At 72.9% G+C, this 20,614-nt stretch carries 19 protein-coding genes; 8 read left to right on the top strand and 11 right to left on the bottom strand.

Annotation, left to right across the window (positions count from 1 at the left end):
• Positions 1 to 92 precede the first annotated feature (92 nt).
• The 7 genes from BJ981_RS35120 (at position 93) to BJ981_RS35090 (ending at position 9,678) form a co-directional block, all read left to right on the top strand.
• Positions 93 to 323 carry a DUF3311 domain-containing protein gene (locus BJ981_RS35120; RefSeq protein WP_184617826.1) on the top strand — a complete coding sequence of 77 codons (231 nt, stop codon included), beginning with the start codon at positions 93 to 95 and terminating at the stop codon, positions 321 to 323.
• Entirely contained in the window at positions 320 to 1,927 is a 1,608-nt protein-coding gene (gene mctP, locus BJ981_RS35115; protein WP_184617825.1) for a monocarboxylate uptake permease MctP, read from the top strand. The genes BJ981_RS35120 and mctP overlap by 4 nt, the downstream gene beginning before the upstream one ends.
• 204 nt (positions 1,928 to 2,131) lie before the next feature.
• On the top strand, positions 2,132 to 4,060 hold the full coding sequence (locus tag BJ981_RS37615; RefSeq protein WP_204070069.1) for a serine/threonine-protein kinase: 1,929 nt from the start codon (positions 2,132 to 2,134) through the stop codon (positions 4,058 to 4,060).
• A 497-nt stretch (positions 4,061 to 4,557) separates the two neighbouring features.
• Positions 4,558 to 5,544 carry a hypothetical protein gene (locus tag BJ981_RS35105; RefSeq protein WP_184617824.1) on the top strand — a complete coding sequence of 329 codons (987 nt, stop codon included), beginning with the start codon at positions 4,558 to 4,560 and terminating at the stop codon, positions 5,542 to 5,544.
• 326 nt (positions 5,545 to 5,870) lie between these two features.
• Complete coding sequence (locus tag BJ981_RS35100; protein ID WP_239139048.1) at positions 5,871 to 6,890, top strand: hypothetical protein; 1,020 nt, start codon at positions 5,871 to 5,873, stop codon at positions 6,888 to 6,890.
• Positions 6,887 to 8,356 (top strand): hypothetical protein, encoded by a 1,470-nt coding sequence (locus BJ981_RS35095; RefSeq protein WP_184617822.1) that lies wholly within the window; start codon positions 6,887 to 6,889, stop codon positions 8,354 to 8,356. Before BJ981_RS35100 ends, BJ981_RS35095 begins: the two co-directional genes overlap by 4 nt.
• Complete coding sequence (locus tag BJ981_RS35090; protein WP_184617821.1) at positions 8,353 to 9,678, top strand: DEAD/DEAH box helicase family protein; 1,326 nt, start codon at positions 8,353 to 8,355, stop codon at positions 9,676 to 9,678. The genes BJ981_RS35095 and BJ981_RS35090 overlap by 4 nt, the downstream gene beginning before the upstream one ends.
• Positions 9,679 to 9,699: 21 nt before the next feature.
• Here BJ981_RS35090 and BJ981_RS35085 read toward each other — a convergent pair whose 3' ends face one another.
• The 4 genes from BJ981_RS35085 to BJ981_RS35070 form a co-directional block, all read right to left on the bottom strand.
• Positions 9,700 to 10,002 (bottom strand): hypothetical protein, encoded by a 303-nt coding sequence (locus tag BJ981_RS35085; protein ID WP_184617820.1) that lies wholly within the window; start codon positions 10,000 to 10,002, stop codon positions 9,700 to 9,702.
• 148 nt (positions 10,003 to 10,150) lie between these two features.
• Positions 10,151 to 11,083: a Ppx/GppA family phosphatase gene (locus tag BJ981_RS35080; RefSeq protein ID WP_184617819.1), complete on the bottom strand. Its 933-nt coding sequence runs from the start codon at positions 11,081 to 11,083 to the stop codon at positions 10,151 to 10,153.
• A 99-nt stretch (positions 11,084 to 11,182) separates the two neighbouring features.
• The gene (locus BJ981_RS35075) at positions 11,183 to 11,596 is read right to left on the bottom strand and encodes a DUF3592 domain-containing protein (protein ID WP_184617818.1); all 414 of its coding nucleotides are present in this window, start codon (positions 11,594 to 11,596) and stop codon (positions 11,183 to 11,185) included.
• Between the two features lie 209 nt (positions 11,597 to 11,805).
• Positions 11,806 to 13,461 (bottom strand): MDR family MFS transporter, encoded by a 1,656-nt coding sequence (locus BJ981_RS35070; RefSeq protein ID WP_184617817.1) that lies wholly within the window; start codon positions 13,459 to 13,461, stop codon positions 11,806 to 11,808.
• A gap of 133 nt (positions 13,462 to 13,594) precedes the next feature.
• Here BJ981_RS35070 and BJ981_RS39535 point away from each other — a divergent pair, with 133 nt between their 5' ends.
• Entirely contained in the window at positions 13,595 to 14,158 is a 564-nt protein-coding gene (locus tag BJ981_RS39535; RefSeq protein WP_184617816.1) for a TetR/AcrR family transcriptional regulator, read from the top strand.
• Positions 14,159 to 14,170: 12 nt separating this feature from the next.
• Here the strand turns inward: BJ981_RS39535 and BJ981_RS35060 are convergent, their stop codons facing one another.
• The 7 genes from BJ981_RS35060 to BJ981_RS35030 all read right to left on the bottom strand — a co-directional run bounded on the left by BJ981_RS35060 (position 14,171) and on the right by BJ981_RS35030 (position 20,557).
• The gene (locus tag BJ981_RS35060; RefSeq protein ID WP_184617815.1) at positions 14,171 to 14,881 is read right to left on the bottom strand and encodes a TetR/AcrR family transcriptional regulator; all 711 of its coding nucleotides are present in this window, start codon (positions 14,879 to 14,881) and stop codon (positions 14,171 to 14,173) included.
• A 161-nt stretch (positions 14,882 to 15,042) separates the two neighbouring features.
• A complete protein-coding gene (locus tag BJ981_RS35055) occupies positions 15,043 to 15,801 on the bottom strand; it encodes a sugar isomerase domain-containing protein (protein ID WP_184617814.1) in 759 nt (252 codons plus the stop codon).
• 32 nt (positions 15,802 to 15,833) lie between these two features.
• On the bottom strand, positions 15,834 to 16,571 hold the full coding sequence (locus BJ981_RS35050; RefSeq protein ID WP_184617813.1) for a GntR family transcriptional regulator: 738 nt from the start codon (positions 16,569 to 16,571) through the stop codon (positions 15,834 to 15,836).
• Positions 16,572 to 16,573: 2 nt separating this feature from the next.
• Positions 16,574 to 17,404 carry an ROK family protein gene (locus tag BJ981_RS35045; protein ID WP_184617812.1) on the bottom strand — a complete coding sequence of 277 codons (831 nt, stop codon included), beginning with the start codon at positions 17,402 to 17,404 and terminating at the stop codon, positions 16,574 to 16,576.
• The gene (locus BJ981_RS35040; protein ID WP_184617811.1) at positions 17,401 to 18,279 is read right to left on the bottom strand and encodes a carbohydrate ABC transporter permease; all 879 of its coding nucleotides are present in this window, start codon (positions 18,277 to 18,279) and stop codon (positions 17,401 to 17,403) included. The genes BJ981_RS35045 and BJ981_RS35040 overlap by 4 nt, the downstream gene beginning before the upstream one ends.
• The gene (locus tag BJ981_RS35035) at positions 18,276 to 19,208 is read right to left on the bottom strand and encodes a carbohydrate ABC transporter permease (RefSeq protein ID WP_184617810.1); all 933 of its coding nucleotides are present in this window, start codon (positions 19,206 to 19,208) and stop codon (positions 18,276 to 18,278) included. Before BJ981_RS35035 ends, BJ981_RS35040 begins: the two co-directional genes overlap by 4 nt.
• Positions 19,205 to 20,557 (bottom strand): ABC transporter substrate-binding protein, encoded by a 1,353-nt coding sequence (locus BJ981_RS35030; protein ID WP_204070068.1) that lies wholly within the window; start codon positions 20,555 to 20,557, stop codon positions 19,205 to 19,207. Before BJ981_RS35030 ends, BJ981_RS35035 begins: the two co-directional genes overlap by 4 nt.
• Positions 20,558 to 20,614: the final 57 nt, after the last annotated feature.

Raw genomic sequence — 20,614 nt, 5'->3', positions numbered from 1 at the left:
CCCGGGCGCGCACGCGAAACTACGCTTCGGCTCGACCGGATCACCGGCCCCGCCAGGACCGGTGCCGCCTCTCTCTCGCGGAGGAGAGTGAGTTGACCACGCCACCCGGCGGCCGGCCCCCGGCCAAGGGCGACCGCAGCCCGTGGAACTGGCTGCTGCTCGCGCCCATCGTGATCCCCCTGATCACGCCGCTCTACAACGCGGACGAGCCCCGCCTCCTGGGCTTCCCGCTGTTCTACTGGCTGCAGCTCGCGTTCATCGTGCTGGGCGTCGCGACCACCACGCTCGTCTACCGGATGGGCGGGAGGAAGGGCGGCCGATGACCGAGAACCTCACCGAGATCATCGTCTTCACCGTCCTGTTCCTGCTGGTCAGCGGCATGGGCTTCGTCGCGGCCCGCTGGCGGCGCCCCACCGACCTGGCGAGCCTGGACGAATGGGGCCTCGGCGGGCGCAGGTTCGGCACGTGGATCACCTGGTTCCTCGTCGGCGGCGACCTCTACACGGCCTACACCTTCGTGGCGGTCCCCGCCCTGATGTTCGGCGCCGGGGCGACGGGCTTCTTCGCCCTGCCCTACACGATCGTCACCTACCCGCTGATCTTCCTGGTCGTGATCCGCCTCTGGTCGGTGTCGCACGCGCACGGGCTAGTCACGCCCGCCGACTTCGTCCGCGTCCGGTTCGGCTCGCCGACGCTGGCCCTGGCGGTCGCGATCACCGGGCTGGTGGCGACGATGCCGTACATCGCGCTGCAGCTCGTGGGGATCGAGGCGGTGCTGAAGTCGATGGGCGTCGGCGGCGAGCTGCCGCTGATCATCGCGTTCGCCATCCTCGCGGCCTACACCTACCAGTCGGGACTGCGCGCGCCCGCGCTGATCGCCTTCGTCAAGGACACGCTGATCTACGTGGTGATCCTCGTGGCGATCATCTACATCCCGGCCCGGCTCGGCGGGTGGGGGTCGATCTTCGACGCCGCGCGGGCCAAGTTCGAGGCCACCCCCGCGCCCGGCGACGGGTACCTGCTCAACGCCAACAACCAGCTCCAGTACGTCACGCTGGCGCTGGGCTCGGCGATGGCGCTGTTCCTGTACCCGCACAGCGTGACCGGCGTGCTGGCCGCCCGGAACCGGGGCGTGATCAAGCGGAACATGTCGGCCCTGCCCGCCTACAGCCTGCTCCTCGGCCTGATCGCGCTGCTCGGCTACATGGCGATCGCGGCCGGGGTGAAGCCGGTCTCCTCCGGCGGCAAGGCCGACCCCAACACGGTGGTGCCGCAGCTCTTCGACGCGATGTTCCCGAGCTGGTTCACCGGCGTCGCCTACGCGGCCATCGGCATCGGCGCCCTGGTGCCCGCGGCGATCATGTCGATCGCGGCGGCCAACCTCTTCACCCGCAACATCTACAAGGAGTACTTCCGGCGGGACGCCACCGACGCGCAGGAGGCGTCGGTCAGCAAGATCGCCTCCCTGGTGGTGAAGATCGGCGCGGTGCTGGTGATCCTGCTGATCGACCCGCAGTTCTCCATCGACCTCCAGCTCATCGGCGGCGTGATCATCCTGCAGACCCTGCCCGCCGTCGCGCTCGGCCTGTACACGCGCTGGTTCCACCGCGCCGGGCTGATCGCGGGATGGGCGGCGGGCCTGACGGCGGGCATGGTGCTGCTCTACAACATCGCCAACCCGGCCACCGACCACGCGCACTTCGGCGGCTCGGCCTTCCCGCTGGGGAAGCTGGGCCTGGACACCAAGGTCACCGTCTACGCGGGGTTCCTGGCCCTGATCGTCAACCTGGTGGTGGCCGTGGCGGGCACGCTCATCGCCCGGGCCGCCGGGTCCCCCGAAGGCGAGGACGCCACCCGTCCCGCCGACTACTTCGCCGACGAGGGCGACCCGCGCGTCCAGCCCGTCGAACTCACCGGCTCCCACTGACCCTCTCCTCCCGCCCCCGGCACGCCCGGCCTCCCACAAGGAGATCGCCGGGCGTGCCGCCTTTTCCGGGAGTGACGCCCTCCTCGCCGGCCCCGCGTCCACCCGCCTCGGCCGCCCAGGCGTGCGGGAAATAAGGGTCTATGCGCTGATAGGGGGAGATCGTTCCGGTAGGGTGCCGCTCGCGGGCCGGGAGAGAGGTGGCGGGTGAGCGAGCCTGGGGCGCCGGAGGTGCCGGGATACGAGGTGCTGGGCATTCTCGGGCAGGGCGGGTTCGGCGTGGTGTACCGGGCCCGGCAGCTCGCCGTGCGCCGCGAGGTCGCGCTGAAGATCGACAACCGCGTCCTCGCCTCCGAGCGGGACCGGCGGCGCTTCATGCGCGAGGTCAGCTCGGCGGGGGCGTTGTCGGGCCATCCGCACGTGGCCGACGTGTACGACGCGGGCGTGCTCGGCGACGGACGGCCGTACATGGTGCTGGAGCTGTGCCCCGGCGGGTCGCTGGCCGACCGGCTGCGCGAGCGCGGGCCGCTGAGCCCCGCCGAGGTGCGCGACATCGGGGTGCGGATCGCCGACGCGCTCGCCGCCGCCCACGCCGCCGGGGTGCTCCACCGGGACGTGAAGCCGGCCAACATCCTGGTCAACGGGTACGGCATGGTGGCGCTGTCCGACTTCGGGCTCGCGGCCACCGGGCACGCCGACGGCGACATGTCGGTGACCCGCGAGTCGCTGACCCCGGCGTTCGGGCCGCCGGAGGCGTTCGAACTGGCCGAGCCGAGCCCGGCCGGGGACGTCTACTCGCTGTCGGCGACGCTGTACGCCCTGCTGAACGGGCGTCCCCCGCGCTTTCCCGAGAGCGGCGTGGTCAACGTGGCGATGATCATGGCGATGCACCGCAGGCCGATCCCGGAGATCCCCGGGGTCCCGCCCGAGCTGACCGCCGTGCTGCGCGCGGGCATGGCCTCCGACATCCGCGAGCGCGTCCCCTCGGCCGCCGCGCTGCGCGACGCGCTGGCGGCCGTCCCCGCCGAGGCCCTGCCGGACCACCCGGGCACCGCGTCCCGCTCCGGCCCGCCCACCCCACCGGGCCTCTCGCCCTCCTCCAGGCCGTCGGCGTATCCGGGAGCGGCCGCGGGACCCCACACGCCCGCCGGCCCGGCACCCCACCCGGCGTCGCAGGCGGCGGCCCCCTCGGGGCACCATGCGGCCGCCCGGTCGGGCCCGTACGCGGCGGGACGGTCAGGGCCCTATGGAGGAGCGGGGCAGTCCGGCCGGTCAGGGCCGTACGCGGCGCCTCATCCCGCGCCGCACTCCGACCCCCGGTCGGGGGCGCGCTCCGAACCCCCAGCGCGATCACGGCCCTCGCGGGCGTCGCAGGACGCGTATGACGGTCCACGACGGCCAGGTCGGCAGGACCGTCCGGCGCGGCCGGGGCACGGGCCGGGGCTTCGTGACGCGCCGACCGGGCCCGGGATGCGTTCGGCGGCCACGCTGCCGCCGCCCGCGCCGCGGCAGAACGCGAACACGGGCGTGTACGTCGCGGTCGCCGGGGTGTTCGCCCTGCTGCTCGTGATCGGCACCGCCCTCGTGATCCACGAGAGCGGGACGCCCGGGACCGTCACCCCGACGACTCAGGCCGGCGGGCCGTCCGCGACCTCGGCCGCCACGGGCGGGAACGGCGGCACCGGTGGCACGGCGAGCCCGTCCGCGGGGACCGTGCGGACGGTCACGGCCGACTGCCCCGCGGCGGCGGTGGCCGGGGCCGGGGCGGCGTGCGGCCAGGAGGCGGAGTGCTGGGGCGGGATCGTCTCGATCGCGGGTTCGGTCACGGTCAAGCGGCGCGGCTGCGAGGAGACCCACTCGTGGGAGACCTTCGCCGTGGCCCCGCTGCCGGTGGACACGATCACCTACGACATGCAGGACCTCGAAGCGCATCCCGTGGTCAAGAAACTGTGCTCGATGCAGGTGCTGATCAAGTCCCGGTACGGCACGGCCAAGGAGATCCCCCCGGCCAAATGGATGGTCTCGGTGCTTCCGCCGAGCCCCGAGGCATTCGAAAAGGGCGTGCGCATCTACCGCTGCGTCGGCGGAGTAACCGGCCGCGACCGCCCCGGAACCTACTTCCGCCCTTTGACCTGACGCCCGAACACGGGCCGGCGACCATGCCCCTCACAAACGAGACCTGACACCGAAAACCCCGACCGCGAACAACACCCGGAAACCACCGCCCCGGAACGACACCTCGCTCACGTCGAACCACAGGCACGCCGAAAACAGAGGCGCACCAAAACACGCTCACCCTTACCCGAGCCGACAGGATTCCCAGCGCCGCACTCGGACCACCCGGCCGTCGCGAACCTGGTTGTCGTCGCGAACTTGGCCGTCGCACGTCGCGTACTTGGCCGTCGCGAACCCGGGCGTCGCGAACCGCGGTCTCGGTGAAACGCGGTCAGGCGCGGAACATGGTCCGGACGCGACACGACCCGGACGCAACACGGTCGGGGTGAAACGCGGTCGCGACCTGCGACCGGCGCCGGGGGCGCGTATCTGGGGATCGACATGGCGTGGGACGACACGGGAGAGGGTGAATCCTGGAATTGTCTGGAACTTGTGGGAACTGTTGATACTCTCCGTGCGTGAGTGAAAGGCTGGACGCGCTGGAGGAGCGGATCACCGTCCTGCGCGCGGAGGTCCGGCGGGCCGTGCGCGCGCGTGACGCCGCGCTGGCCAGGTCCCTGCGCGCCGAACTGCGCGGGGCCGAGCGCGCCTGGGACCAGGCGCTCGCGGCCGACGACGCGGCCGACGACCTCGGCGGCCATTCCGGCGTCCCCGGAGACGACCTCGGCGGCGGGCCCGGAGCCGTTTCCGCCGGCTCCGCGCCGGGTTCCGGCGGGGCCGGACTCGATCACGGCAAGCCCCGACCGGGTTCCGGCCGGCCTGGACTTGATTCCGGCGGGCACGGGCATGGTCTCAGTGCGCCGGGATCCGGTCTCGGTGGGGTGGACGCGCCGCTGGTGCCGGTGCGCGAGCAGGTCCACCAGGCCCTGGCGCTGCTGGGGGTCCCGGCCTCGGCGAAGATGATCGTGGCCGTGCACGGGGCGCTGCGGGCGGGCTCGCTGCGGGGCACGCAGTTCGCCAGCCTCCGCAGGGACGAGGAGCGCTCCTTCCGGTCCTCCCCGTTCTCCCGGCCCTACTACCTGTGCGCGGCGCTCACCGACCGGTTGTCGCCCTCGCGCGGCCTGCTCACGGTGAGCACCTGGCCGCTGGAGCGACGGACGATCGGCCCGCTGAGCCCGCGCGTCGACTTCCTGACCACCGCCATCCGGGTCGCCGAGCACGTCGCACGCCTGGAGGAGGAGGCGGGCGAGCCGCCGCTCCCGGCGGCGGGACGGCTGCTGGCGCGGCTCGCGCACAACGTCCCCGGCGTCCCCCCGACAGGCCCTGGCGCCTTCCCGGACCCGGCGCTGGTCGTCAAGGCGGCCCGCGCCGAGCTGGAGTTCCACGCCGAGGCCGACGCCGCGGCCCGCGCCGAGATCGCCGCCCGCGCCCGCGCCCGCCTCGGAGACGCCGAGCGCCTCTTCGGCGGCGCAACCCTGAGGCCCATCCGCGAGGAAGCCTCATGACGACCCCACACGACGGGGACTCGCGCGGCACAGACCCGCACGACGCCAACCGGCACCGCACGGACGGGCACCGCACGGATCCGCAGTGCGCAGTCCAGCGCGGCAGGGCTTCGTACGGCACAGACTTGCACGGCACAAATGGACACCGTGTGGACTCGCACGGCAGGAACCCGCACGGAACGAACCGGCACGGCGCGGATCCGCAAGGCAGAGGAAGGTGTGAGGTGGATCGGATCGATCGGTTGCGCGGGGGTGGGGCGGCGCGGGCGCATGATGCGCGGGGGATCGCCGCGTTGGCCGCGAATCCCGGGTGTGAGAGGCGGGCGGTGTTGGACGCGGCGGGGGTGGACAAGGACGCCACCGCCACCCATCTCGGGTTTCCCGCGCCGTTCGGCCAGTCACCGTTCGCGATCACGCGGGGCAACGTGTTCGAGTCGCTGGTCAAGGACTCCGGGTGCGCCGAGCTGCTGCGGATGCTGCGCGAGCTGCTCGGCCTGCCGATCCCCCTGGCGTCCTACACCGATCTGGGCGACGTCGGCGGCAACCCGTCGGCGCACCTGCGGCACGCCCACACCCGGGCGCTGATCGACAGGGCGGCCCGCGACGACGACGGCGCGGGCACGCTGTACGACCACCCGCTGCTGCGGCTGGAGATCGCCGGACGGCACTCCTACCTGGAGCCGGACGTGGTGGCGTTCCGGCTGGCCGGCCGGTTCCACATCGTGGAGATCAAGTCGTTCGCCGTCGTGGACGGCCAGGCCGAGCCGGACAAGGTGGCCGCGGCGGCGCGCCAGGCCGCGGTGTACGTGCTGGCGCTGCGCACGATGCTGGAGGAGCTCGGCCACGACCCGTCCCGGGTGTCGCACGACGTCGTGCTGGTGTGCCCGGAGAACTTCGCCAACCGCCCGGTCGCGACGCTGCTGGACGTGCGCAGGGAGCTGGCCGTGCTCACCCGGCAGCTGTCGCGCATGGCCAAGGTCGGCGCGATCGTCGACACCCTGCCGGACGACCTCACCTTCGACCTCGCGCCCGACGCCGACGGCGTGCCGACCCGCCCGGTCGCCGAGTTGCGCGCGGCGGTGGGCGCGGTGGACGCCCGGTACGCCCCCGAGTGCCTGTCGACGTGCGACCTGTGTTTCTTCTGCAGGGACGAGGCCGCCGGCGCCGGCTCGACCGAGCTGCTCGGACGGCAGGTCCGCGACGCGCTCGGCGGGGTGGCGACGGTGGGCGAGGCGCTGGGCCTGGCCGACGGCTCGCTGCCGCCCGGCGAGGGCCAGGAGGAGATCGCCCGCCTGCTGCGCCTGGCCGCGCGCATGTCGGCCGAGATCTACGCGGAGGCGGGATGAGCACGCTCGCCGCGCTGGCCCGGCTGCGCGCCGTGCGCACCGGCACCGCGCAGCGGCTGGCCACCGTGCGCCACTGCCACCTGTCGGAGCGCCCGATGGTCTTCGTCCCGCTGCGGCTCGCGGGCGAGGCCGCCGCGCCGCTGGCGGCGATGGCGGGCACCGACCCGGACCACCCGCGGCTGCTCGTGGTGCCGCAGCCCCGCGACCGCGACCTGCGGTTCGCCTTCGCCGCCGAGCTGGCCGAGATCGTGCTGCCGTACGTGGAGAGCCTGCAGAAGGAGACCGAGACGGTGGAGCGCCGGGGCGCCGAGCCGTACGAGCGGTGCGCCGACGCCCCGCAGATCCTGGTCCCGAACCGCGGCGCGGTGGCGTTCACGCAGCTTCTCGGCCGTTCGACGCGGTTCCGCCGCGCGGAGGGGCCGCACGCCGTCCACCCTTCGGTGCCGATCCTCGGGCGGTGGCTGACGTTCTTCGCCCAGCGGGCCCGCCACCCGGGCTCGGCGCTGCTGCTGGCGGCCACCGAGGCGCTGTCGCTGCACTGGGCGACGGGGCAGAGCGCCCTGGAGGACGCCAACCTGGCGTCGCTGGCGGCGTGGATCGACCCGCCGCCCGGCATGAGCGGGGCGCGCGCCGCGCGTGAGGCGGAGGACCCTCTGGTGTGCCCGCCCGCCGGGCCGGTGACCGATCCGGGGTTCGACGCCGAGGTGCTGGCGCCCGCGATCCGCGCCTACGAGGAGGCGCCGGGCCCGCGGACGGCCGGGCGGGTGACCGAGGCGGTGCGCACGCAGCTCGAACCGACGTGGCGGCTGATGTGGCGGGCGGTGGAGCTGCTGCGCGCGCTGCCGGAGAGCCGGGGCGCGGCGACGCGCTGGGAGGGCGACCGGGGGGCGTTCACGGCGTTCACCGAGCAGCTCGCCGAGGGCGGCCCGCCGCAGCCCAAGCACGACGGCGCGGTGGCGGCGGCGTCCCGGCTGGCCCGCATGGAGCGCGCCCAGGCCTCCTACGACGCCCAGCGGGCCTACGACGATCCGCTGGTGATGGCGTCCTACCGCCTGACCGGCGAGGCGTTCACGGGCACGGTGACCGAGGCCGACCCGTCGCACGCCGAGGGCGAGGGCAGGGGGCGCAAGCTGCGGCCGCTGATCACGGTGCGGACGCAGGACCCGGTGCGGCTGGCGGCGGGCGCGAAGCTCGGCACGCCGGACCGGCGCGGCCAGCAGGCCGAGGTGGTCGCGGCCGAGGACGGACTGGTGACGTTGAAGATCGTCAAAGGCATGGGGCGCGGGAAGACCGCGACCCCGGGCGCGGTGCCGGAGGTGGGCGAGACGGTGTGCTACGCCGCGCTGAGCGAGGAGTTCCAGCCGCCCGCGAGCCTGCCCGCGCCCGAGGACACCCCCTGGACGCACGGCGGCCCGCCGCCGGAGTACGTGCCGAGCGCCGAGGACGACCGGGAGGAGTGGTCGTGACCCGGCGGCTCGCGGCCGCCGGGCCGCTCACCCCGGGTGCCGAGGCGGCGGCGGTCGTGGACGCCGTGCTGGACGACCTGCCGCGGCACCGGGGCGTGGTGGTCGACTCGCCGCCGGGCGCGGGCAAGTCCACGCTGGTGGTGCGCGCGGCGGGGCACATCGCCGCGACCGGCGAGCCCCTGATGATCATCGCGCAGACCAACGAGCAGGTGGACGACCTGATCGTCCGGCTGGCCGAGGAGCATCCGCGCCTGGCGCTCGGGCGGCTGTCGGCGTCCGACTACGTCGTGCCGGCCCGGGTGATGGGCAAGGCCGCCGTGGGCACCAAGCTGCCCGACCTCGGCGATCCGGACGTGGTGGTGGCCACCGCCGACAAGTGGGCCTGGGCGGGCGACCGCGTCTGGCCGTGGGCGATCGTGGACGAGGCGTACCAGATGCGCTCGGACAAGCTGCTGCGGGTGGCGGGGATGTTCGAGCGGGCCCTGTTCGTGGGCGATCCCGGCCAGCTCGACCCGTTCTCGGTGGTGGACGGCGACCGGTGGGCGGGCCTGTCGTGGGATCCGCTGCAGAGTGCGGTGGCGGTGCTGCTGCGCCACAATCCCGGGCTGCCGGTGCACCGGCTGCCGGTCTCCTGGCGGCTGCCCGCCTCGGCCGCGCCGGTCGTCTCGCGGGCGTTCTACCCGTTCACGGGCTTCCGCGCCGGCACCGGCCCGGACGAGCGGCGCCTGACGTTCACCGCGGGCGGCATGCGCACGGCCTACGACCGCGCGCTCGAGGAGGCCGCCGCGAGCGGGTGGGCCCTGTACGAGCTGCCGAGCCGTCACACGCTGCGGACCGACGCCGAGGCCGTCCAGGCGGTCGCCGTGCTGGCCACGCGGCTGGTGCAGCGGGCGCCGGTGGCGTCCTCGGAGCGGGGCGAGCGGCCGGTGACGGCCGAGCGGATCGCGATCGGGGCGGCGCACCGCGACCAGGTGGCGGCGATCCTGGCGGCCGGTCCCCCGCCGGGGGTGACCGTGGACACGGCCAACCGGTTGCAGGGCCGCGAGTACGACGTGACGATCGTGCTGCATCCCCTGTCGGGGCGCAGGGACGCGACCGCCTTCCATCTGGAGTCGGGACGGCTGTGCGTGCTCACCTCGCGTCACCGGCACGCCTGTGTGGTCGTCGCCCGCGCCGGGATCCCCGAACTGCTCGACGCGCATCCTTCCGCCGAGCCGGTCCGGCTGAACGTCCCGGTGAAGTTCCCCGACGGGTGGGAGGCCAACCAGGCCGTGCTGGCCCACCTGGCCGATCACCGCGTCGGGGCCGCGCCGCTCCGCTGAGCCCGGTGCGGGCGCGTGACCTCACGGGACTCCGGGGTGGCCTTCCCTTCTCATGATGACGGCCCGGCCCCGCGCCATCAGCGCGTGCCCGTCCCCGCGTCCCCGTACTTGACGGGGACGCGGCGCGGGCGCGGCCGGTGCGGGTGAGGGCGCCTCGGAAGGCTCCCCGCGCCGGGCCGCCGCGCCGAGATCGGGCTCGGGGCTGGTGGTCGAGGCCATCAGGGCCAGAAGGATCAGCGCCACCACGGCGATCAGTATGAGGGCGAGTCCCGCGAGCATCAGGACGACCAGTACCGTCCAGGCCGTACCGATGATCTCCATCATCGCCCGTTCCTCCCTGTTGTTTTGTGATCGTGGGGACGTGCCCCGGGCGGGCACGCTCACACTTCTCCCCACCCAGGTGAAACTACTGATTCCCGGGGGGCGACACGCGGGCGGGGTGCGTGGCGTTACCCAAGCGACGCCGGGCGGCTCATGTGCCGGACATGGTGTCCAGGCGGCGCAGGATCACTCCCTCGCGCAGCGCCCACGGGCAGATCTCGAGCTGGGTGAGCTCGAACAGGTCCATGGTGGCGTCGGCGACGACCGCGCCGGCGAGCAGCTGGGGGGCGCGCCCGGCCGAGACGCCGGGGAGCCCGGCGCGCTGGGCGTTGGTCATGCCGGCCAGCTTCTCGGTCCAGGCGGAAAGGCTCTTGTGGGACAGCGTGCGCCGGACGTAGGCGCCCTCGGAGGAGGGGGCGGCGCCGGCGATGCGGGCGAGCTGCTTGAAGGTCTTGGAGGTGGCCACCGCGTGGTCGGCCCTGCCGTACTTGACGACGTCGCCGACGATCCTGCCGATCTGGGCGCGGACCTGCCGGCGCATGTCGCGCACCTGGTCGGCGGGCGGCGGGTCGCCGGTGAACCAGCGGCGGGTCATGCGGCCCGCGCCGAGGGGCAGCGAGACCGCGACGTCGGGCGCCTCCTCGACGCCGGAGGCGATCTCCAGGGAGCCGCCGCCGATGTCGAGCACCAGCAGCCTGCCGGAGGACCAGCCGAACCAGCGCCGCACCGCCAGGAACGTCAGCGTGGCCTCCTCCCGCCCGGACAGCACCCGCAGGTCCACACCGGTGCCGTCCCGCAGGCGCCCGAGGACCTCCTCGCCATTGGAGGCCTCGCGCACGGCCGAGGTGGCGAAGGCGATGATCTCCTCGACGCCCTTGTCCTCGGCGATGCGCAGGGACTCCTCGATGAACCCGCGCAGCTCGCGCTCGCCGTTGGCGGACAGCGTGTCGCCGTCGTGCAGATGCTCGGCCAGCCGCATCTCGGCCTTGTGGGAGTAGGCCGGCAGCGGCTGCGCGCCCTGGTGGGCATCCACCACCAAGAGATGCACCGTGTTGGAACCGATGTCGAGGACGCCTAGTCGCATGAGCCGACGCTACTCCCTGAGAGGGATCAAGAACGTAATCACCCGCAACGGTCAGGATGCGGTAAGGGGCGCGGAGAAGTGCGGCGGCGGGGGCGGGGGTCAGGGGCCGAAGGCGGCCACCGCCGCCGAGACGACCAGGAAGACGACGCCGATGACCGCGAACACGACGCCGATGACGTTGCCGCCCGCCCAGAGGCCCTCCAGGCGGATCCGGGTGGGCCGCTCGGGGTCGTACAGCACCGTCACCCGGCCGCCGACCGGCGCCGCGGGCGGGCTGCTGCCGATGCCGTTCTCGGCCTCGATGTATTGGCCGTGCAGGGTGGTGAACCCGACGGTCGGGTAGTAGACGGTCCCGTCGCCGCCGTCGCTCGCGCGCAGCCGTACGACGTGGCCGGGCACGCGGTGGGCGATGCGGCGGAAGTCGCGGGCGGACATCAGCAGGGCGGTTCCGACGCCGCCGAAGATGAGGGCGATCAGGCCGAAGCCGAGCACCATGAGGGCTGTGGAGGACACCGGGGCTCCTTGTCGGGCGCGGAGACGACGCGGGCGTCGCCGCGGGTTTCTCGCGGGGGCGCGCCCGACGTTAGGAGCACGGGCTTGCACGCTGCTTGCCGGGTGCCTGCGGACGACCGTCGTGCCCGGCACGCCGCGGCGGCCCCGGCCACGAGGGTGACCGCGGCCGCCGGGGCGGGCCACAGGACGGACGGCGGAGCCGCGGGGTGTCAGTCGAAGGCGGCGACGGGCGCGGCGTCCTTGACCGTGCCGTCCTTCGGGCCCTCCTGTGCCTTGCCGTCCGCCGCTCCGTCGCCGCCGGAGTCCGCGGGCGGGGCGCTGGGGCCGGAGCGCAGGGGGATCTGCTTGATGAAGGCCGCCAGCAGGGGCACCAGCACCGCGAAGAAGATGGCCCACAGGAACACGCTGGAGATGGAGTCGGCGAGCGAGCTCAAAAACCCTTCGCGCACCGGGGCGGGCAGCGCGGCCAGCGCGGTCGGGTCGAGGCGTCCGCCGCCCCCGCCGCCCTCGGCCATGGCCGCGGCCTGCGGGCCGAGCCTGTCGGTGAGGTTGGCGCTGAGGTGGTGGTTGAACACGGCGCCGAAGACCGACACGCCGAACGAGCCGCCGATGGAGCGGAAGAACGTGGAGGCGCTGCTGGCCACGCCGAGGTCCTTCTGCTCGACGCTGTTCTGCGCGATGAGCATCGTGGTCTGCATCAGGCCGCCCATGCCGAGGCCGAGCACGGCGATGAACACGCCGGTCTGCCAGGTGGTGGTGTTCACGTCCTGCAGGGAGAGCAGCCACATGGCGAAGGCCATGAAGACGCCGCCGGCGATGGGCCAGATCTTGTACTTGCCGGTCTTGGTGATGGCCTGGCCGACGAACAGCGAGACCACCATCATGGCGGCCATCATCGGCAGGAGCAGCAGGCCGGAGTTGGTCGCCGAGGCGCCCTGGACGGTCTGCTGGAACAGCGGCAGGAAGTTGATCGCCCCGAACATGGCGAAGCCGAGCAGGAATCCGATCAGCGAGACCAGCGTGAAGTTGCGGTCGCGGAAGACGTGCAGCGGCATGATCGGCTCGGCGACCCGGCGCTGCACCGGGATGAAGATCGCCAGCGTCACGACGGCGACGGCCGCGAGGCCGAGGATCTGCCAGGACGTCCAGTCGTACTCGGTGCCGCCCCAGGTGGTGATGAGGACCAGGGCGGTGATGCCCACGGCGAGCAGGCCGGCGCCCCACCAGTCGATGCGGTGCTCGGTGCGGTACTTCGGCAGGTGCAGGCGCAGCAGCAGCCAGACGAACGCGACGGCGCCGATGGGCAGGTTCACGTAGAAGGCCCAGCGCCAGTCGAGGTTGTCGGTGATGAAGCCGCCGACGAGCGGGCCCGCGACCATGGCGAGCGACATGATCGCGGCCATGATGCCCTGGTAGCGGCCGCGCTCGCGGGGCGGGACCAGGTCGCCGATGATGGCCATGGCGTTGACCATGAGGCCGCCGGCGCCGAGGCCCTGGATCGCGCGGAAGCCGATGAGCTCGCCCATGCCCCCGTCGGTGCCGCCGAGCAGGTCGGATCCGGCCATGCCGCACAGCGCCGAGCCGATCATGAAGATGGCGATCGACGCCAGGAAGATGGTCTTGCGTCCGTACAGGTCGCCGATCTTGCCCCAGATCGGCGTCGAGACGGTGGTGCCGAGGACGTACGCCGTGACGACCCAGGAGAGGTGCGCCAGTCCGCCGAGCTCGCCGACGATGCGCGGCATCGCGGTGCCGACGATCATGTTGTCCAGCATGGCCAGCATGATGGCGAGCATCAGTCCCGGCAGGACGACCATGACCTCCCGTCGGCGGCCGGGAACTATCTCGGCCTCGGTCTCCGTCATTCTTTGAGCCCCCTTGGTAGTTGCTTTGCAGTCGCATGCTTACTTGCCGACCGGCTAGTGACTATACTGCCAAGGTAGCACTTACTTGTCGGCCGTCAAGTTAATAACAGCGGACAGGAGCGAAACGGGAGTCATGAGGGAACATTCCGATACTCGGGCTCGCATCCAGGAGATCGCCCTCAGGCTCTTCACCGAGCAGGGCTACGAGGGGACCTCGCTGCGCGAGATCGCCGAAGAACTGGGTGTGACGAAGGCGGCGCTGTACTACCACTTCCGCACGAAGGACGACATCGTCGCCAGCCTCAGCGAGGACCGGCACACCGAGATGGAGAACCTGATCAAGTGGGCTCAGGACCGGCCGCGCGGCCCCGAGACCCGGCGCGAGTTCGTGCTGCGGTACGCCGACTCGCTCTATGACTCCAACCACCACGCGTTCATGCGGTTCATGGAGCGCAACCAGACGGCGCTGCGCGACAATCCCAAGGTGGCCCGCATGCGCGACCTGATGAAGGGCGTGATGGACATCCTGTGCGACGAGGGCGACTCGACGGCCGAGCGGCTCAGGAGGTCCATGGCGATCTTCACGCTGCACGCCGCCTGGTTCGTCCTCAAGGACGAGGAGGTCTCCGAGGAGGAGCGCAAGGACGCGGCCGTGAAGGTGGCCCTCGACTACATCGAACTGCCCCCCGCCGCCTGACCCGCGCGTTCGTCAGGTCAGGGCGCCGTGGAGGAACACCTCCACGATCTCGGCGGGGTCGGCGGCCTGGCCGGCCGCGAGCCGGGGGCGGCTGAACAGCATGCCCAGGAAGATCGCGGCCAGGCGCTCAGGGGGCAGGCGCAGCGAGGCCCGCTCCGGCTCGAACAATTCGGCGACCGCCTCCACGGTCCGCGCCATCGACGCCTCCCGGCTCGGCGCCGTCCCGGCCTCCGCGCCGCCTTCCCGCGCCTCCGCCCCCCTCTGAGATCCTCCGGCGTCTTCCGCGCGCACGCCTGCTCCGCCTCCCCCGGCGGCGCGGCCGGGACCCTCCGGGTCGTGGCGCGGGTGGGCGCGGCCGCGGCGCAGGCCGGTGGCGTGCAGCGCGCCGAGCACCGAGCCCATGCGCGCGAAGTGGGCGCCGAGCGCGTCGGCGGCCTCGGTGAGCCGCGCGGCCAGGGGCTGGTCCAGCGGCACGGCGGCGATCTCCCCCAGCACGTGCCCGGGGTCGAGGGCGGCCAGCACGCAGGCGTCGAGTAACTCCTCCTTGTCGGCGAAGACGCGGAAGATCGTCGCCTCGCCGATCGCGGCGGCCCTCGCCACCTGGGCGGTCGTCACGGCGGCGCCGTGCTCGGCCACCAGCGGCAGCGCCGCCTTCACGATCATGTCGCGCCGCCGCTCGGGCGTCATTCCCGGCGCTCTGCGCCGGCTCTGTGTTTCCGTCATGCGGCCAACAGTACGGAGTGAGCACTCACTCCGTCCAGTGGATATTCCCGGCCCCGCCGGGGGAACACGGGCGGCGGCCGCGAGGGGGCGGCGGTTCGTTCTCACGCCGCCCCCTCGCGCGTGAGCCCCGCCCCCTGGACGGCGCAGACCTCCCGGAGGGGTCAGGACGAGTCGCGCGCCTCGGCCGCGTGCAGGCGGCGGCGGTGCTCGGCGAAGACCTCGTCGTTGGACTGCACCGTGGCGCCGGGCACCGTCGGCGAGACGAACGTCGGGATCTCGACGCCGCGCCGGGCGAGCACGGCCGCGGTGCGCGTCACGATCTCGTGGCTGACGACGCAGGCCACGACGGTGGAGGCGCCGCCGACCGGACGGTCCCAGCCCTCGACGTCGACGATGGCGTCCTGGACCGGCACGCCGGTGTCCACGGTGACGTCGCAGATCTCGGCGATGCGCCGGCCGCTGGAGTGCTCGGCCGGGCGCTCCAGGTTGGCCACCGAGGTCACCGCGACGGTGAACAGCCCGCGCTTGGCGCCGTACATCGCGGCCTCGACGGGAGCGGCGTTGCGCCCGCCGTGGGAGTACACGATGAGCACGTCGCCGGAGCTCAGCGGCTCGTGGTCGAGGTACTGCTGGACGTAGCCCTCGGTGCGCTCCAGCCACAGCAGCTCGCGGACGCCGCCGGGGCCGAGCACGTTGTGCCACATCAGCCGCGGGTCGGTCAGCGGGTGCAGGCCCGCGAAGCTGCCGTACCGGGGGAAGGCGTCCATGGTCGGGATGACCGAGTGGCCGCTGCCGTACAGGTGGATGAGCCCGCCGTTCTGGACGGCGTCGGCGCACTTCTCGGCCACGGCGTTCAGGTTCTCGCCCTGGGTGGTGTCCAGCCGGTCGAGGATATCGAGGAGCGTGCGCGTGTACGTCACGGATGGTTCCTTTCAGTGGGTTCAGCGGGTGGTCAGTGGGGGTCGCGCAGCGCCAGCCGCACGCGGTATCGGTCACCGCGCATGACGCTGCGCACGTATTCGAAGGGGCCCGCCGCGTCGAAGGTCAGACGTTCGACGTAGAAGGCGTGGGCGCCGGGGGCGACGCCGAGGGTGGGGGCGTCCTCGCCGAGCACCCCTCCGACGGTGAAGGTCTCGATCGCCTCGCGGGGGATGACACCGAAGTTCTCCCGGAGGGTCTCGTAGAGCGACCGGTCGGTGAAGTCGACGTCGGCGAGGCCGGGGAAGCGGCCGATGGGGAGCAGCGCGGTCTGCACGCCGACCGGACGGGAGCCGTCGGTCCTGAGCCTGCGCAGCCGCAGCAGGGAGTCCCGCGGGTCCAGGCCCATCTCGGGGGGCAGGTCGGCCTCGCCCGCGGTGACGACCACCTGTTCCAGGACGCGGGCCCCGGAGGTGTGGCCGAGACCCCGCAGCTCGGCGCTGAAGGAGGTGACCCCGCGCGCCCCGGCGGTCAGGCTGGTGTCGCGGACGAAGGTGCCGCGGCCCTGCTCGCGCACGAGCGCGCCGCGGTCGACCAGCCGGGCCAGCGCCTGGCGGACGGTGACGCGGCTGACGCCGTAGGCCTTGCCGAGCTCGCCCTCGGTGGGGAGCTTCTCCCCGGCGCGCCACTCCCCCGCGTCGATGCGGCGGCGCAGGCTCCGCTCGACCTGCATGTAGAGGGGGACGCCCGAGCTGGGGTCGAGCGCGGGCACGATCACCACTCCTCCCCGCGGCGCGCGGCCAGCAGGGCGCCGACCACTCCGGCGCGCGACCCGAGGGCCGCGGCGCGCACCGGGACGCGCCGGCCGTCCGGGGAGGCCCACCGGGCGACGTGCGCGTCCAGCAGCGGCCCGAGGACGTCCATCGCGTCGGCCATGCCGCCGCCGATGAGCACGACGTCGGGGTCGAGCCCGCTGGCCAGCGCGGCGATGCCGCGCCCGAGGTGGCCCGCGTAGTCGTCGAGCATGGCGAGCGCGTCCTGGTCGCCCGACCGGGCGGCGGCGACGAGCGCGGGACCTCCGGGCAGCGTCGAGCCGGCCGCGACGCGTTCGAACGGGCCCTGGTGCGGGTCCGGGGGCACGGGCGTCGGGAGCCAGCCCCACGCGCCGGCGCTGCCGTGCGCGCCACGCCAGATGCGGCCGTGCACGAGCAGGGCCCCGCCGAGGCCGGTGCCGACGGCGACCAGGACGGCCGAGCGCAGTCCCTTGGCGGCGCCCTCGGCGGCCTCGGCCAGCAGCGTGAGGTGGCCGTCCAGCGCCAGCGTCACCGGCGCGCCGGCCCGCGCGGCGAGGTCGGCGGCGAGCGGGCGCCCTGCCAGCCAGGGAAGGGCGGGAACGAACGCCGGGACGCCCGCCGCGGAGGTGCCGGGCAGGCCGACGGTGATGGCGCGGGCCCCCGCGGGGAGCAGGGCGGCGAGCTGGCCGAGGAACTCCTCGTACCCGGAGGCGACCGGCGCCGCGACCGGCTCGCCGCGGACGCCGCCGGTCTCGGTGAGGACCCGGACGGAGGTGCCGCCGACGTCGACGCCGGCGTACAGGTGGCTCATCCCTTCACCCCCGTGCGCGAGACGCTCTGCACGAAGGCGCGCTGCGCCAGCAGGAACACCAGGATCGTCGGCACGCTGGCGATCAGGGCGCCCGCCATGACGACGTTCTGGTAGCGGACGCTGGTGCTGTAGGACAGCAGCTGGCTGAGCGCCAGCACCACCGGATACTTCCCGTCGTCCTGCAGGATCGACAGCGGCCACAGGAAGTTGTTCCAGTAGAAGACGAACGCGAACAGCGCCAGGCTGACCAGCGCCGGGCGCAGCAGCGGTGTGATCACCTTCCACAGGATGCGCATCTCGCCCGCGCCGTCGACGCGGGCGGCCTCGATGAGCTCGTCGGGGACGTCGGCGATGAACTGGCGCATCAGGAAGATGCCGAAGGCGTTGGCCAGCCAGGGAAGCATGACGCCGGCGTAGGAGTCGGCCAGGCCCATCGTCGAGACCAGCCAGTACAGGGGCACGAGGGTGACGATGGGGGGCAGGAACATGGTTGCCACGACAGCCCAGAAGATCACATCTCTGCCGCGGAAGCGGTACTTCGCGAAAACGTAGCCCGCCATCACGCTGGTGACCAGCACCGACAGCGTGGACACCCCGGCGATGAGCGCGCTGTTGAGGAAGGCGCGCCCGAACGGCACCACCGAGAAGACCTCGGAGAACGCGCCGAAGGTGATGTCGCCGGGGAACCAGGTGGGCGGCGTGGTGGCCAGCTCCTCGGGCCCCTTGAGGCTGGAGATGAGCATCCAGTACAGCGGGAACAGCGGCGGCAGCATGACCAGGGCGATGAGCAGCGAGACGGCGGCGCGCTTGAGCAGCCGTCCGGGGCGTGCCCGGCGCGCGGGCGTGATCGGCCCGCCGGCGGCGTGCGCGGTCATGAGCGCCTCCTCATCGCGGCGAGGACCAGGCCCGCGATGGCCAGCAGCACGATGAGCAGGCTGAACGCCATCGCGCTCGCCTGGCCTGCCATGCCGTACTGGAACGCCTCGCGCTGGATGGAGAACGACACCACCGAGGTGCTCTCGGCCGGGCCGCCCTGGGTGAGGATGTAGACCGGGTCGAACACCTGGATCGCGTTGATGACCGTGATGAGCGTCATGAAGAGCGTGGTGCGGCGCAGCAGCGGCAGCGTGACGCTGATCGTCTGGCGCCAGAAGCCCGCGCCGTCGATGCGCGCCGCCTCGTACAGGTCGGGCGGGATCTGGGTGAGCCCGGCGATGACGAGGATGGTGTAGTAGCCGATCATCTGCCAGATGTGGAAGATGACGAGCGAGACCAGGGCGGTGGACGGCTCGCTGAGCCAGGACGGCGCGCTCAGGCCGACGGCCTGGAACATCTGGGCGAAGGGCCCGTAGTCCGGGGCGTACAGGGCGCCCCACACGATCGCGGTGGCCACGGTCGGCACGACGTAGGTCGAGAACAGGACGGCGCGGGCCACGCCCTTGACGGCGGTCTTCGGGAAGTAGAGCAGCATTCCGAGGGCGACGGACAGCGGCAGCGTGATCGCCACGACGAGCACCACGTACAGCAGGGTGTTGCGCAGGGCGGTGAAGAAGTCCTTGTCCGACAGCAACTCCTGGTAGTTGGCCAGGCCCCGCCACGCCATGTCGCCGAGCGGGGTGAACATCGACCATTCGTGGAGGCTGATCCAGAAGGTGAGGCCGATGGGCACCACCACGAACAGGACGATGACCGCCATCGCCGGGGAGAGGAACACCACCGCGGCGCCGCCCCGGCGGCGGGCGGCCCGCCGCCGGGCGGACGGAGCCCGCCCGGCGGTCGTGGTCGTCACCGGCGGTGAGGTCATGCCCCGGCCTTGGACAGGATGCCGGCGACCTCCCGCTGCGCGGCGTCCATGGCCTCCTTGGCCGTCTCCTTGCCGAAGACGACGTTCTCGATGTGCTTCTGGACGGCCTGGCTCATCTCCTCGCCGCCGAGGACGGCGGGGAAGGGCTTGGCCTTCGGGAGCTGCTCGACGTAGGAGGCGAGGAACGGGTCCGACAGGTCGGCCTTGTGGGCGGACAGGTCGCTGGTGCGGCTGGGCAGGATGCCCATGGAGACGAGGATGTCGCCCATGGCCGAGGAGCCGTTCTTGCCGCTGTCCGGGCCGTTGAGGAAGGTCAGGAACTTCCACGCGGCGTCCTGCTTGGCCTTGTCGGCCTTGCCGTTGACCATGGTCAGCCAGGAGTACGACACCGGCGCGGACGCCGTGCCGTCCGGGCCGACCGGCACCGGCGCGACCCCGACGTCGGAGTAGCGGTCGCCCATGGCCTCCTTGAGCGCGCTCTGCCACCAGTTGGCCATGATGATCATGCCGGTCTTGCCGTTGACGAAGTTGTCGAGGTAGGGGCCGGTGGTGTTGGCGTTGGCGTTGCTCATGGACGGCTGGGTGACGCCGTCCTTGACCAGCTTGGCGTACAGCTCGGTGGCGGCCTGGACCTTCGGGTCGTCCAGCTTGGGCGTGGCGCCGTCGACCAGGGTGCCGCCGTTGGAGTTCACCAGCGACAGCCACGGGTGGACCACGCCGGCGGCCCAGCTCGTGATGACGCCGAAGCCCTGCCGGGTGACCTTGCCGCCCTCGCGCTTGGTGAGCTTGGCGGCGGCGGAGGCGAGCTCGTCCCAGGTCTTGGGCGGCGCGGTGATCCCGGCCTCGGCGAACAGCTTCTTGTTGTAGTTCAGCGCGTACAGGTCGACCTCGTTGGGGTAGCCGCGCGGCTGCCCCTGCTTGGTGACGCCCTCGACGAGGTTGGCGGGCCAGGCGCCGGTCAGGTCCTTGGCCGCGTCGGCGGGGGCGGGGGCGGCGAGCCCGTCGCGCACCAGCTCGGGCAGCCACAGGTCGTAGATGCCGGCCATGGTGGGGCCGTTCGGGCTGGCGCCCTGCGTGCGCAGCGTGGTGAGCAGGTTGGCGAAGGGCACGGCCCGGACGGTGACGGTGATGCCGGGGTTCTTCTTCTGGAACGCGGTGGCGGCGGCCTTCAGCGCCGTGACCTGCTCGGGGCCCCAGTGGGTGAGGAACGAGATGTTCTGCGACCCGCCGCCTCCCCCGCCGGAACCGCCGTCGTCGGCGCCGCCACCGCATCCCGCGGCCGCGAGGGCCAGCGCCGCGCCCAGCGCGACGACCCCGGCCCGGCGGCCCCTGCTCATGGTGATCCTCAAGACTCCTCCTCCCCGCCCGGCGCCCCCTTCGCGAGCGTCGTTACGTTGATAGGTTGT

The sequence above is a fragment of the Sphaerisporangium krabiense genome (assembly GCF_014200435.1).
Classification (GTDB): Bacteria; Actinomycetota; Actinomycetes; order Streptosporangiales; family Streptosporangiaceae; genus Sphaerisporangium; species Sphaerisporangium krabiense.
This window is presented reverse-complemented; position numbering and strand designations above follow the sequence as displayed.